Here is a 13,921-nt window from a genome sequence, read left to right as displayed (position 1 = left end):
GATCACTCTTCGGTCTCCGAGCAGCACCCCGTGCAGCGCAATCGGCTGAAAAGGCGTTTCGTAGGGAGTACTGAGGCTTCTTTAGCCAGGGAACACTGCCCCTTCCTTCGTGACATCAATCGTTGGGATGCCGGCGCAGACGTACCCCCCTCGGCTTCGAATTCTGACCTTCAGAAGGCAACAATTATATACCTCGTTTTCGTTACCGACCAGTGACTCCGTCGCACGCTAGTGAAGTTAGCTCGTCGGGGTACCAGAAACGAAGATACCGTCGGCTCCGACCGCGTGGATTCCTGAAGTACACCGTCTATGCACGCGAATCACCGCAGCGATATCCCCGTTTTCGACCTCGCATCCCCGATGTTTCGGAGTTCCGCGAGCCAGTCTCTCGGGACCCCCACACCACGTTTCCGGTGAAATTGACCTCCACTTCAGATCCACTTCCTCCCCCTTTTCCTTGTTTCACCGGAAACGTGGTGTGTGTGTCGACCCGGAACGGACTGCTCAATCCAGCAACGTACCTGCCGTCTGCAGGGAATCACATACTTCGCCGATCCAGAACGCGTATCCCGTCTTCGCGGAACGAACGCCCCGGTTTCATCGGGTAGCGACGGTGTGCGAGCGGGTCCCGTCCAACCGCGAGCGGCGGGGAATAACAACGTATTTCACCGGAAACCCGGTGTCCTGTAGTATGCCGGACACCAGCGACGACCTCTTCACCCGAGAGGATCCCATCTTTTCTAACAAAGAACTGCTCGAGATCAATCACCTCCCCGGAGAAGGACGCATCGTCGGCCGGGACGACGAAATATCTGACCTCGCGGCCGCGGTCAACCCCGCGATATTCGGTCAGAGTCCGAGTAACGTCCTCATCTACGGGAAAACCGGGACCGGAAAATCACTCTGTGCGAAGTACGTCTCACAGCGGCTGGTCGACACGGCGGGCGAAGAGGACGTGAAGGCGACGTTCGCGTACGTCGACTGCGCGCAGGACACCACCGAGACGCAGGCCGTCCAGACGATCGCCGACGGCGTCAACGAATCGGACGTAACCGGGATCAAAGTCCCCGACAAGGGGCTCAGCACCTCGACGTACTACAAGCGACTCTGGCGGATCCTCGACGCGCAGTACGACGTCGTCCTCATTCTCCTCGACGAGATCGACAAACTCTCCGACGACGACATCCTGATGCAGCTGTCCCGGGCCGGCGAAGCGGGCAAGATCGAGCAGTGCAAACTCGGCGTTATCGGGATCAGCAACAAGATCCAGTACAAGGATCGGATGGACGAGCGGGTCAAATCCAGCCTCTGCGAGCGGGAGTTCGTCTTTCCGCCGTACGACGCGAATCAACTCCGTGAGATCATGGAGGCACGCTCGGACGCGTTTCGCGACGATGTCCTCGACGCCTCGACGATCCCGCGAGCGGCCGCGCTCGCCGCCAGGGAGCACGGCGACGCCCGAAAGGCGATCGACATCCTCCGGTACGCGGGCGAAATCGCCCAGTCGACGGGTGCACAGACCGTCCGCGAGGAGTTCGTCACACAGGCTCGCGAGCGCGCGGAGACCGACCGGTTCCGCGAACTCATCCGCGGATCGACGCCGCACTCCCGGTACGTGTTGCAGGCGCTCGCGATCCTCTCGCTGTCGAGCGACCACCAGGAGGGATTCCGCACGAGTCGCGTCTACGACGTGTACGAGAACATCTGCGACGGCCAGGGGTCCGACACGCTCTCGCTTCGGCGCGTTCGCGACCTCCTCAAAGAACACGCGTTCCTGGACATCATCGAACAGTCGAAACACAGCGGCGGCAGCGCGGAGGGGAGTTACACCAAACACCAGTTGCTCGAAGACCCGCAGGTCGTCAAGGACGTGTTGACTGAGGAGGTCGACTGAGGTAGTTGACGAGTCGATTGAGGCAGTCGGTCGAGACGGGAAGAAGCGCCGCGGAACGTGACCAGGACCTCGGTGTCCGAGGTATCAGCCCCGAGGATAATAGCCCCAGAGAGAGTCAGGTCCCAAGCACGTCGTTGACGTCGGCCAGCGACTCCAACACGAAGTCGGGATCGACATCGACGGCGTCGATGGTCTCACGATCAGTGACGCCGGAGAGGACCAGCACGGTCGTCATTCCGGCGCGTTCACCCATCCGGATGTCCGTCTCGATGCGGTCGCCGACCATCAGACAGCGCTCGGGATCGACGCCGACCCGATCGAGCGCCGTCTCGATCATCCGCGGCGAGGGCTTTCCGAGGATTTCGTCCACAGTCTCTCCGGTCACGCCCTCTATCGCGCCGATCATCCCGGCGGCGTCCGGAATCGCCCCCTCCTGCGTCGGGCAGGTCCGGTCGGGATTCGTCGCCAGAAACGGCGCGCCACCGTCGAGCGTCCGAAGCGCGATGTCCAGGGTTTCGTAGTCGAACTCCCGATCCATCGACGCCACGACGAGATCTCCCGGATGCTCTGTCGTCGTCTCGACGTCCGCGTCGCGGAATTCGTCGAGCAGTGGCGTTTCGCCCACGACGAAGGCCTCGCTGTCGGGGTACGTCTCGCGAACGTACTGGGCCGTCACCCATCCCGAGTTGACGACGTCGTCGACGGTCGCCTCGACGCCCAGACGCTGGAGTTTCTCGCTGTAGTCCTGTCGACGGGCGATCGCCTTGTTCGTGAGAAACAGCACCCGTCCGACGACTTCGCGCAGGGTGGCGATGCTTTCGTCGACACCGGCGATGAGGCGGTCTCCGAGGTAGACGGTCCCGTCTAAGTCGAGGATCGCCGCTTCGTATGACGACTCTAAAGACCGTGGAGAGGCCCTACTCATCGGTTCCTCCGCAGTCTTCCATCCGGTGGTGACTTCGCTCTCCCGTCGCCGAGAACTGACTGATATTCCGAGCGTAAGAGGTCCCCGATCAAGATTACGTGCGCTATCCGGTCCATCAATAAACAATTCCAGCACATTCCACAATAAATCTTGTTGTCAGATCACCGTGACGAGCCTTCCCGCCCCGCTACCGCTCCGCGTCGACGTACGGGTTCGGCGCGACGGTCGCGGTGATTTCCGTCTGCGTGTGCGACTCGACTTTCGGATTCGCCGATTCGCCGTCGGGTTCGCCCCACACGAGTGTTACCTCCGTGCCCGGTTCTGCGTACTCCTCGTCGACGAGCGCAAGCGAAAGCACTTCCCGCTCGTTGTAGGTGTACCCGAAGTACTTCGCCAGGCCGACCGAGTCGCCGTCTTTCAGCACCTCGTCGTAGTGGAAGACCGCCCAGTAGGGCATCGAGAGGTCGAAGTACTTGTACGTCTCTCCCTCCCCCAGCAGCGACGCGAACAGTTCGAGGACGTCCTCGTGGTCCCAGACGAGCGTCACCTTCTCCCGCTGCGGTTCCTCGGTCATCTCCCGCACCGCCTCTCGACCGACGAAGTCGTGATCGAAGTCGACGAAGCGCTCGTAGCCCAGTTCGATCGGGTTGAGGTAATACGCCGAGATGTCGTCGGCGTCGAAGCTTCCACCCAGGGTGCTGATCGCCTCGTAGCTATCGTCGTCGAGCCAGTCTCGGTACTCCGCCATCTCGTCGCCGTAGATGGCCGGGACCGGGCGGGCGATCCATCCCTTCTCCTGTCCCTGCGCCTTGTAACTCTTCTCGCCCAGTTGTCGCAGACCGTATTCCTCACCGGCCTCGACGAGGGCGTCGCGGACGGCGTCCCCGGCCTCCCAGGGACCCCAGATCTCGAAGCCGACGTTCGAGGCCATCGAATGCTTCAGGGCGTGCACGTCGACGTCGGCGATGGTCACCTCGTCGAAGTTGAAGAACGGGATGTCGGGGATCTCCCCCTCGACGGCGTCCCGCATCACGTCGAGCGCCTTCGGTCCCTGGAGCTGGTACCTGAACGTCTTGTGCGGTTCGTCCTTGTCGTGATAGCGCTCGTCCGCCTCCGAGGTCGCATCGTACTCGCCCGTTTCGAGGTTGTACTCGACCCAGTTGGGCGCGATCGGTGTCCCCGTGAGCTTCAGCTCCTCGTCGTCGAGGTAAAACAGGATGGCGTCGCCGATGAGGTACCCCTCGGTGTTACAGGCGACGAACTGCTTCGCCTGTCCGGGCTCGAAGCCCTCGAAGTCGTTGACGCCGAGGTCGGCGAACACGTCGAGCGCGTCCGGACCCCTGACGTAGAGGTCTTTCTGGTGATGTGAGAGGTCCGACAGGCTGCAGGTCTCCCGCCAGCTTTTCACCTCCTCGATCCAGTTCGTGTGCTCCGACGGCACTGGATAGGGGTGTCGTCCGCGATTTCGGCGGAGGAGTTCGAGAGGGCTACCGGCTGATTCGAGCGCGTCTTCGAGGCTTCGCTCGGGCATACGTCTACATCCAGTGTGACCGACTTAAAAATTACTTCCAATACGGGAAGTGATCGTAAATACAGGCGGATTCCGGTCTCGAAAATAACTGGACTACGTCGGTTGGCTCCGACGACACCGAAGTGGGCCCCGTGGATCCGATGATATTTGTCGAGTCAGTTCGAGGGCGACTACCGGGTCCCAGCGACCGTCACGTGGTGATCCGGCACTCGTCACCGAACCAGTCCAGCGCTCGTCATCGAACCGGTCCGGCGCTCGTCATCGAACCGGTCCGGCGCTCGTCATCGAGTCGATTCGATGATGTGGAGCGACTCCGGTTCGAAGTCGATCGACACCGTGTCGCCGACGCCGATTGCCGTCTCGGACCGGTTCAACCGGAGCGTCAACTCCCGACCATCGGGGAGTTCTCCAGTCGCCTGGATGTGTTCGCCCTGGTAGAAGAGGTTCGTCACCTCGACCTCGACCGGTCCCGATCCGACAGGGATGTCGTCCGGCCGAACGAGCACGGTCACGTCCCCGTCCGTCGTGACTCTGTCGGGTGTCCTGACGTCCTCGAATCCGAGCGAGAGCGTCCCGTCGCGTACCGTTCCGTCGAGCAGGTTCGCCGTCCCGATGAACCCGGCGACGAACTCGTTGGCCGGTTCCTCGTAGATCTCGGCCGGCGTTCCGATCTGTTCGAGGTGACCCTCGTTCATCACCGCGATTCGGTCACACATCGACATCGCCTGCTCTTGATCGTGTGTGACGTACAGCGTCGTCACACCGAGATCGTCGAGTAGCTGCCCGAGTTCCTGGCGGAGCGTCTGCTTCAACTTGGCGTCCAGTCCGGTCATCGGCTCGTCGAGCAGCAGGATGTGTGGCTCGATCGCGAGCGCCCGAGCCAGACCGACGCGCTGTTGTTGGCCGCCCGAGAGCGTCTTCGGGTTCCGATCGGCCAGTTCCTCGATGTCGAGTAGTTCGAGCAACTCGTGGGCGCGCTCCCGACGTTCGTCCTTGCCGACGCCGTGCATCTTCGGCCCGAACGTGACGTTCTTCAGCACGCTCATATTGTTGAACAGAGCGTAGGACTGGAACACCAGACCGACGTTCCGGTTCTCCGGTGGCACGTGAGTGACGTCATCGCTGTCGTACCGGATCGTCCCCTCGGTGGGCGTCTCGAACCCGGCGACGAGCCGCAGCGCGGTCGTCTTCCCGCATCCCGACGGGCCGACGATACCCATCACTTCACCGTCGTCGATGTCGATGGAGACGTCGTTGACGGCGACTGTCGAGTCGAATCGTTTCGTGACGTGTTCGAGTGAAACTTCGGACATAGGTTAGATCCTCCGTACCGCTCCGCGGTTACCGATGATCTGCAGCGTGATCGTGACCAGCGCGATCAGTAGGAAGAACACCGACACCGCGGCTGCGGCGTTCAGGAACGACGCGTTGGTGATGTTGTTGAACAGGAAGATCGCCAGCGGTGGCGTCCCCCGCGAGTACACGATGTACGAGAAGTTGAACTCCGCGGCGGCGAGCGTCCAGGAGATGATCGACCCCGCGATGATTCCCGTGCGGGCGTTCGGAACGATCACCGTGAGGAACGTCCGCGGCCACGACGCGCCCAACGAGCGCGCGCTCTCCTCGATCTGCTGGAGATCCATCGACTGGAAGCTCGATTGGACGGCCATCACCATATACGGCGCTTTCAGCAGCGAATAGCCGATGATCAGGGCGATACCCGACGTCGAGAGGTCGGGGTACGTCCGGAGGAACGCGACCCCCAGGATGATCCCCGGTGCCAGCGGCAGGATCGCGAAGACGTTGACCCAGTCGCGCCCCCAGAACTCGTAGCGCGCGACTGCGTACGCGATCGGCACGCCGACGATGAGGTTGATTATCACGCCGCCCAGCGCGAGGCCAGTACTGTACGCCAGCGAGGATCCGACGGCGACGTCGGCCCCGACGCCGGTTCCGACGATGACGTCTTCCCAGTTCGCGAGGGTGACGAACCCGGTCGGGAAGACCCCGAACCAGTCGGACGCGAAGGAACTGACGAACGTCATCACGACGGGGAACGCGAGGAACAACAGCGTCAGTACCAACACGAGTGTGACGAACTGGCGGCCGAACCGGGCCGAGAGGCTCCCTCGGCTGAACCGTTCGCTCATCAGATGCTCACCTCCGCGGACGTGTAGCGGAGCATCAGAACGGTGAATCCGAAGACGAAGACGAACCAGACGGTCGCCATCGCCGACGCCTGCGCGATGTTGAACCCTTGGGCCAGTTCCCGATCGATCTGGAGGGTCCAGACGAGGAGGCCCTTCAGGATCAGAACCGTGCCGAAGATGGCCAGTCCGGTCCTGAACACGAGGATTGACGCCCCGATCAGCCCCGGCTTGATCTGCGGCAGCGTGACGTAGCGGAACGTCTGGAGCGGCGTCGCGCCCAGCACTCGCGCCGCTTCTTCTGCATCGGTGTTGACTTCGGCGTACGTCCCGCGCAGCAGCAGTAGCGCTCGCGGAATCATCGAGTAGATGTACGCGAAGAACAGCCCTCCGACGCTCGTCGCGATCGCGACGTTGATCCTCGACTGCCCGGAGAGGAACGCGAACACGTTGCTGAGGATGCCGGTGTTACCGAACAGGATGATGATCATAAACGCCGCCACGATTCCCGGGAGGCTGTTCGGGAACGAGAGGACCGTGAGGATCACCGACTTCGCGGGCAGGGCGTACTTTTCGAGGGCGTGCGCTACTGGGACGGCGACGGCGATCGACGTGACTGTCGTCGCCGCGGCGAACCAGAGCGTGTTGAACGCGATGTTCCGGTAGTACGGGTCCGTGACCATCGTCCGGTAGTACTCGACTGTGAACCCTTCGGTCACCAGTCGACTCTCGGAGAAACTGATCCGGAACATCTCCGTCAGCGGGAACACGCCGGAGAACAGCAGGAGCACCGAGAACGGGAGACAAAGAGCGACGATTCGCCTGATCTCCCGCTGTCGCTCGGACGCGGGCGACACCAACGATCCGACGGTGATCCGAACGGATTCGACCGCCCGCGTTCCTGTCGATACTTGATCGGCCGCCATCGTTCAGATGCTGGCTCCGCGCGTGATGTCCTGGATGATGGACTCCTGATTCTCGACGAGCGCCGCCTGGTCGACGGTGAACTGCGTCTCGTCGTAGCGGCTCTGCGCCGGGAACTCGTCGGGCATATCCATCTCGGGGGCGCGGATCGGACGCGCGTAGGCGTCGAGGAAGTGCTGTTGGCCTTCCAGCGAGAGGACGTAGTCCATAAATTTCTTCACCGCTTCCGGGTTCGGCGCGTTCGCGAGCATCGCGTAGCCGTACAGCGCGTTGAACGCGCCCGCGTTGCCGTCGGGCCCCTCCAGGAGGGCGACGCCGACCTGTTCCTCGCTGAGATCTTCGACGTTGTACTTCAGGTCCAGCCCGGAGTAGTCGTACCGGATGAACGAGGAGTACTCCCCGCTCGTGAACTGCGCCAGGAAGTTGTCGGTGAACTCCGCACCGCCCTCCTGGATGGTGTTGTAGTAGTCGATCACCGGCTGGACGTCGTCGAGGCTTCCCCCGTAGGCGTTGTTGATCGACAGGGCCGCCGCCAGACCGACTGCGGCCTGCGGCGTCTGGAGCGCGAGGTCCTGCATAATGTCCGGATGCTTGAGATCCTCCCAGGTCTCCGGCTCGTCGAGGCCGCGCTCCTCGAAGATGTCCTTCCGGTAGGTAAGCGCCGTCGTCACCTTCCGGGTGCCGGTACAGTGTCCGTTATCGGTCTTCGCGTTGTCCGGCACCTTGTCCCAATTCGCCGGCTTGTACGCCTGCGTCAACCCGTCGTTCATCGCCTGGATCGCGAAGGTGTACCCGCCGTTGAACGCGGAGTGCGTCGGGTTCTGTGCGTGCGACCGTGCGTCCTGCAGTGCTTCTCCCGAGGACCGGTCGTCGTCGTTGAGCTGGACGCCGTACTGTTCGTTGAACGCCTCCATCACCGACGGCCAGTTCATCCAGCCGGACTGCACGGCGTACACGTAGAGCTTCTCGTCGGTCGGGAAGTTGTCCGAACAGACCGTCGTCTGGGAGTCGCCGTAGCCGACCTCGTAGGTCTCGCCGGAACAGCTACCGCCGCCTCCGTCTCCACTTCCGTCGCCGCCGCTTCCGTCGCCCGAGTCACCACCGCCTCCGTCGCCGCCTCCGTCTCCACTTCCGTCGCCGCTACCGCCGCCCATACAGCCTGCTAGGCTTCCGCCGATGATTGCACCACTCGATGCGAGGACCTTTCGACGCGTTGTTGGATCGTTCATTGGCACCATAGCGAGCGTCAGTAAACCGGTTTGTGAGAAATTGTGATAAATTTATTGGTGACTGGTGTCGGTATATATCCGCATTCGGTGTGGTCTGACCTCACTGTGGCCTGTTAGGAGTATATCGGCAACTATGACTATGTTTGTCTATATTCTACCCGTCGACACGTCTCTAGTCGAATACCGGTGTTCCCCGATAAATCCGCGACATTCGGCGGATATGCCCGCGATATGTAGATTATGCATACATCCGGGACCGTAAATAAAAGTTTCTGCCCCCCCGAAGCTTCTCAGCCGACGCTAACTATCGCGACAGGTCGCCACTCATTCGATCCGTCCCATTCGGGCGACCGTCTCGACGACGTCGCGCCAGCGCCGATACGCATCGGCGACGGCATCGGCGTCACCGGAGGGAGTGAACGTCCGGCCGGTGGGCCGACAGCGTTCGAGATCATCGAGCGAGTCCCAGACGCCAACCGCCAGTCCGGCGGCGAACCCGGCGCCGAGCGCCGTCGTCTGCGTGACGTCCGATCTGACCAGCGTGCGGTCGATCAGGTCCGCCTGGCACTGCGCGAACTCGTCGTCCTGGATCGCGCCGCCGTCGACGAGGAGTCGCTCGTGAGTGACGCCCGTGGCGTTCTCGGCGGCTTCGACCACCGCCCGCGTTCCGAATCCGATCGCCTCGACCGCCGCGCGCAACAGGTCCTCCCGGTCGGTGTCTCTATGCAGGCCGAACACGCCACCCTGCGCGTCGGTCGCCCAGTCCGGCGCACCGAGGCCGCCGAACGCCGGCACGAAGTAGACACTCCCGTCGCCCTCCGTGCACTCCGGCTGGTCGAGTCCGGCGGCGTCTTCGAGCAGTCCGACCGTCCGGAGCCACTCTAGGACTGCGCCCGTCGCGAACACCGGTCCCTCGAGTCCGTAGTACGGCTCTTCTCCGGCGCGTTGAAACCAGATGGTCGTCAGCAACTCCCCGCCGGCGTCGACCGGTTCGGTACCGGTGTTCTGCAGGAAGAAGTTCCCCGTCCCGTAGGTTACCTTTGCGTCGCCCTCCGCGCAGCCGACACGGCCGAGCAGCGCGGCTTGCTGGTCGCCCATAACGCCCGTTACCGGGACTTCGGCGTTGAGAACGCCGTCGGGATCGGTCGCGCCGAACCCCTCCGGATCGCTGGAGGGCCGAACGACCGGCAGGGCCGCCCGGGGAACGTCGAACAGGGCCAGGAGTTCGTCGTCCCACTCGCGCTCGTGGATGTCGAACAGCATCGTCTGGGCGGCGTTGGTGACGTCCGTGACGTGTCTCCCGGTGAGGTTGTAACACAGCCACGAGTCGACGGTCCCGAGCAGGACTTCGCCACGCTCGGCCCGCGCTCGCAAGTCGGTCTCGGGGCGATCGCTGTCGCGCCCGGCTGCTCCCCCGACTCGCCCGGATCTTCGGTCGGACTTCCCGCCCTCGTCGAGCAACCACTTGGCGCTCGGCGCGGCGAAGTACGCGTCGGGTTCCAACCCGGTGCGGTCTCGGATAAGCCGCCGTTCCGCTTCGTCGAGTGCCTCGATTTGCGCCACGGTCCGGCGGTCTCGCCAGCTCAGTGCGCTGGTACACGGTCGTCCGGACTCGGCGTCCCACAGGAGGACCGTCTGCCGTTGGCTCGAGATGCCGAGCGCGCGCAACTCCGCCGCGTCGAGATCGGCCTGGGCGAGGCCGCGTCGGATCGCGTCCGTCGCACACCCCCACAGCTTCAGCGGGTCGTACTCGATCCTGTCGGCGCCGCTCGTTTGCGGCTGATGACCCGTGAACGCCTCCGCAATCGGCGTCCCGTCGCCATCGAAGATCACGAATCGAGTGCCACTGGTTCCCTGGTCCAGCGCGCCGAGGTGAGCCATCCCGGTCATCAGTCTCTGAGCGCCGTGAACAGCCGTTCCGAGAAGTTCAGCGCGACCCCGCTCGGTCGACGCCCGGTCATCCGCGTGCCGACAGTCACTTCGTGCCGCTCCAGGACGCCACGCTGTGCGAGTTCGTACAGGAGTCGTTTGACCGTCCCCCCGGTCAGATCCGTTTGCGCCGCAATCCGTTCGGCGGCGGTTTCGATCCTGACCTCGCCGTGGAGCGACCGTTCGACCAACTGCTCCAACACGAGCTGTTCGTTGTCGGAGAGCGCGAGCACCGTCCCGATCGGAACGCCGTCGAGCGGCACGGCTGCGGTCCCGACGTCGATGTCCTCGTCGCGCAGCCGGGTCGCACCGTCGGCCTCCGCGTTGGCTGCGGCCACGAAGAGGGCCGCCAGGGCGTTGTGCGCGTCGCCGTCGGCCCACTCTGCGAGCCGCTGGGCGTGCACGTGGTCGAGCGTCTGCGAGAGGCCGCGAGAACCCCGGACGGTGAGGACGTCGACGAGTTCGTAGGTGTAGGCCGGGACGCGGATCTGCTGCTCCGGGATCGGGAGCGACAGCTCTTCGGGCGACGTTCGGCCCACGCCGATCCAGGCGAGGTCCTCGAACGGTTCGAAAGTGGCGTACAGATCCGCGAGATCCGGCGTTCCGGTCTCGCCGAGGTGGTCGACGGCGACGAGGACTGTCTCGCTCGTCTCGGTGACGTCGCCGATCCGTTCCCGGAGGGCGTCGGTGCTGATGCCGCGCTCGGGGACGCTCTCGACGAGGAGGCTGTCGAGTAGTTCCCGATAGAGCCGGAACCGACTCGTCGCTCGTCGCGCGTCCAGGTAGACGAAGAGCACGTCCGGACGGTCGCTCCCGCCGCGTGTCGCCGTGTAAAACGGTTCCTTGCCGGTAACTTCCGTGTCGAGCGCTGAAACGAGTGCCGTCACGATGGCCGACTTCCCCGACCCTCGCGGCCCCCAGACGTAGGTATTGGGCGGGACGGCCCGGTCGAACAGCGGATCGACCGCGTTCAACAACGCCTCGAAGAGCGTCTCCCGTCCGACCGGTTCCGAGAGGTGCACTGCGGGATTCAGCGCGTCGCGGTCGACGACGAGTTCGTTCTTGCTCCGCCGCGTTCGCCGCCGTTCGATCCGCTCTGTGAGGTCCATAGGTAACGGTGAATTATACAGTACACGGACCACTGGCCGTAAAACTCTTTTTGCTGTGACACCGGCTCACACGAGCTTTTCAGGAATCGATCTCGCCCCTAACGCGCGCGGCAGGTCCGCTCGGACACCCCGACCTCAGGACCACTCTGCGGTCCGCTCGCGGATCTCCTCGAACGTCTCCTCTGCCCACGAAACGAATGCCGGTTCTGCCCCGTCGGCGCTCGCGACCAGATTTCCGTCGTCGTCGTAGGCACCCAGGTAGGCGTGGTCGTCGACGACCATCAGCCCCGACTCCAGTGGTTCCTCGGAGATGTACATCGTGAATCCGTCCAGTTCGTCGGCGCGTTCGAGGGCTTCCGGATACTCGGTGGCGGACGTCGTGAGGACGTCCCTGTCGACGATCAGTTGCACGTCTGTCTCCGGACGAATGACTCGGCCGGCCGCCCGGTTGAACACGCGACTCACGATCGGCGTAATCCCGTGAAACCGCTCGACCGGGTCGTCGCCGACGACTCCGAGAAAGCGGTCGATCGGCGCGTGCGGGTTCTCGGCAGTCGCCTGCGCGTACGTTACCTCCGAAAGTATGTCACAGTCGATCCGCTCCGAAATCGTGCCGAGATTCGCCAGAAGGTCGCGGAACTGATTCGAGGCGACGACGCACTGCTCGAACTCGTCGTAGCCGCCCGCCACCAACTCTCCCGCGCGCGTGAGACGGTATCCTTCTTCTGTCGAGACTTTTTCGGCCCATCCCCGGTCCACGAACGCACTGACGGCACGTTGGGCGGTCTCGCGGGCACACGAACACTCCGCCGCCAGCTCGCTCGGACGCGCGGTCTCCGAACGCAACGCTCGAAGGATGTCGACTCGGATTTCCGATCCGGCCAGAAACGCGATATCGTCGCGTGCGTTCATTGCTTTACACCGTTCTGCTCGGCCGCTATCACGCTATCGACTCGCCGTCGAGACCGCTCCCCGCCGCTAGCCTAGCAGGCCGAGGTCGTCGATCCGCTTGACGATCTCCTCGACTGCGGTCTTCGCGTCGTCGGTGCGTTTGCCGCCAGTGATGACGATCTTTCCGGAGCCGAAAAGCAGGATGACTACTTCCGGCTCGTCCATCCGGTAGACGAGGCCCGGGAACTGCTCGGGTTCGTACTCGACGTCTTCCAGCCCGAGCCCGATCGCGAGCGCGTTCAGGTTCAGGTTGTGTCCCAGATCAGCGCTCGAAACGATGTTCTGAACCGTGATCTCCGGGTCCTCGTCGACGGGAATGCTCAGTCCGCGAAGCTTCTCGAAGATGATGCCGAGGGCCTCGTGGACGTCGTCGATGCTCTTTGCGCCCGTACAGACGATCTTCCCTGAACGGAAGATGAGCGCCGCCGCCTTCGGTTCCTGGGTTCGATAGACGAGGCCGGGGAAGTTGTCCGGATTGAAATCCGCTCCGGGCAGGTCTTCGGCGAGGGCCTCTAGATCGAGTTCCTGGCCGATACCGGTCGATGCGACAACGTTCTGAATCTCGATTGAATCTGCCGGCGCACTCATACTCTGTCGGATTATCTCTGCCCTCCCTTATAAAGGCCCCCGTTATAAATAGGGCGACCCGGACCGCGAACGCGCTGGCTACCGGATGCGCACTCAGTTGCGACGGCAGCTCCCTGTAGACTCTCGGTGTCTGCGGAGCGAATCCCTTCACGGGCCGGTTCGAGTCGTCGACGCCCCGTCACAAGCGGGACGGGGACCAATTCAGAGCGGATCAGTTCAGTTGCTTCTTTCGCGCGCCCGCGAGTGCTCGAACATCATTCCGCCTTCAGGTGTGGCTTCGACGCCGATCAAATATCCAATTGGTCGAACGTTCAGACAGATCCGCTTCTCGCTGGCGTTGTTAGACGATCACACATATCTTCCACAATTTTTCGAAATTCGTTCGAGATCAACGAGGTTAAGTACAACCCACGCATCAGACAGTAATGCGAAGAACACTCCGCGACTGCGGGCGGTTGAACCCCGTCCGCGCTCGCTCTCCGGCTCCCGCGGCGATCGACGCCGCACGGTCGGATCGGATTCAACGGGTTTATACCCGTACGCCGATTCGACTGAGTCGGACACGATATGAGGATTCCACCCCTGCGGTCCGCCGTACAGATGGGATCTGATGTTAGCCTTGGTGGTTCGGTGACACCTGTCTGGTGTCCACTGAACCACTGAACGGACCACGCAATGATTGGTGATTCTCTCC

General features: G+C 63.0%; 11 protein-coding genes. 1 reads left to right on the top strand and 10 read right to left on the bottom strand.

Going from position 1 to position 13,921, the window contains the following annotated elements; genetic code table 11:
- Window positions 1–691 precede the first annotated feature (691 nt).
- Complete coding sequence (locus NO360_RS00055; protein ID WP_256305344.1) at window positions 692–1,894, top strand: Cdc6/Cdc18 family protein; 1,203 nt, start codon at window positions 692–694, stop codon at window positions 1,892–1,894.
- A gap of 115 nt (window positions 1,895–2,009) precedes the next feature.
- Here NO360_RS00055 and NO360_RS00050 read toward each other — a convergent pair whose 3' ends face one another.
- The 10 genes from NO360_RS00050 to NO360_RS00005 all read right to left on the bottom strand — a co-directional run bounded on the left by NO360_RS00050 (window position 2,010) and on the right by NO360_RS00005 (window position 13,227).
- Window positions 2,010–2,819 carry an HAD-IIA family hydrolase gene (locus NO360_RS00050; protein WP_256305343.1) on the bottom strand — a complete coding sequence of 270 codons (810 nt, stop codon included), beginning with the start codon at window positions 2,817–2,819 and terminating at the stop codon, window positions 2,010–2,012.
- Window positions 2,820–3,006: 187 nt separating this feature from the next.
- Window positions 3,007–4,350 (bottom strand): hypothetical protein, encoded by a 1,344-nt coding sequence (locus NO360_RS00045; RefSeq protein ID WP_256305342.1) that lies wholly within the window; start codon window positions 4,348–4,350, stop codon window positions 3,007–3,009.
- Between the two features lie 281 nt (window positions 4,351–4,631).
- Window positions 4,632–5,663 carry an ABC transporter ATP-binding protein gene (locus NO360_RS00040; protein ID WP_256305341.1) on the bottom strand — a complete coding sequence of 344 codons (1,032 nt, stop codon included), beginning with the start codon at window positions 5,661–5,663 and terminating at the stop codon, window positions 4,632–4,634.
- Window positions 5,664–5,666: 3 nt separating this feature from the next.
- Window positions 5,667–6,500, bottom strand: a complete 834-nt coding sequence (locus NO360_RS00035; RefSeq protein ID WP_256305340.1) for an ABC transporter permease — start codon at window positions 6,498–6,500, stop codon at window positions 5,667–5,669.
- Complete coding sequence (locus tag NO360_RS00030) at window positions 6,500–7,423, bottom strand: ABC transporter permease (RefSeq protein ID WP_256305339.1); 924 nt, start codon at window positions 7,421–7,423, stop codon at window positions 6,500–6,502. Before NO360_RS00030 ends, NO360_RS00035 begins: the two co-directional genes overlap by 1 nt.
- Before the next feature lie 3 nt (window positions 7,424–7,426).
- A complete protein-coding gene (locus tag NO360_RS00025) occupies window positions 7,427–8,575 on the bottom strand; it encodes an extracellular solute-binding protein (RefSeq protein ID WP_390282269.1) in 1,149 nt (382 codons plus the stop codon).
- A 399-nt stretch (window positions 8,576–8,974) separates the two neighbouring features.
- On the bottom strand, window positions 8,975–10,540 hold the full coding sequence (locus tag NO360_RS00020; RefSeq protein ID WP_256305337.1) for an FGGY family carbohydrate kinase: 1,566 nt from the start codon (window positions 10,538–10,540) through the stop codon (window positions 8,975–8,977).
- Window positions 10,540–11,688, bottom strand: a complete 1,149-nt coding sequence (locus tag NO360_RS00015; protein ID WP_256305336.1) for a Cdc6/Cdc18 family protein — start codon at window positions 11,686–11,688, stop codon at window positions 10,540–10,542. The genes NO360_RS00020 and NO360_RS00015 overlap by 1 nt, the downstream gene beginning before the upstream one ends.
- A gap of 135 nt (window positions 11,689–11,823) precedes the next feature.
- The gene (locus NO360_RS00010) at window positions 11,824–12,600 is read right to left on the bottom strand and encodes a helix-turn-helix transcriptional regulator (RefSeq protein ID WP_256305335.1); all 777 of its coding nucleotides are present in this window, start codon (window positions 12,598–12,600) and stop codon (window positions 11,824–11,826) included.
- Window positions 12,601–12,666: 66 nt separating this feature from the next.
- Window positions 12,667–13,227 (bottom strand): TATA-box-binding protein, encoded by a 561-nt coding sequence (locus tag NO360_RS00005; RefSeq protein ID WP_089769931.1) that lies wholly within the window; start codon window positions 13,225–13,227, stop codon window positions 12,667–12,669.
- Between the last annotated feature and the right edge of the window lie 694 nt (window positions 13,228–13,921).

Source organism: Halobellus litoreus, assembly GCF_024464595.1.
GTDB lineage: Archaea > Halobacteriota > Halobacteria > Halobacteriales > Haloferacaceae > Haloquadratum > Haloquadratum litoreum.
Note: the sequence above shows the minus strand (reverse complement) of the source record. Positions and strands in the feature narration are given on the sequence as shown.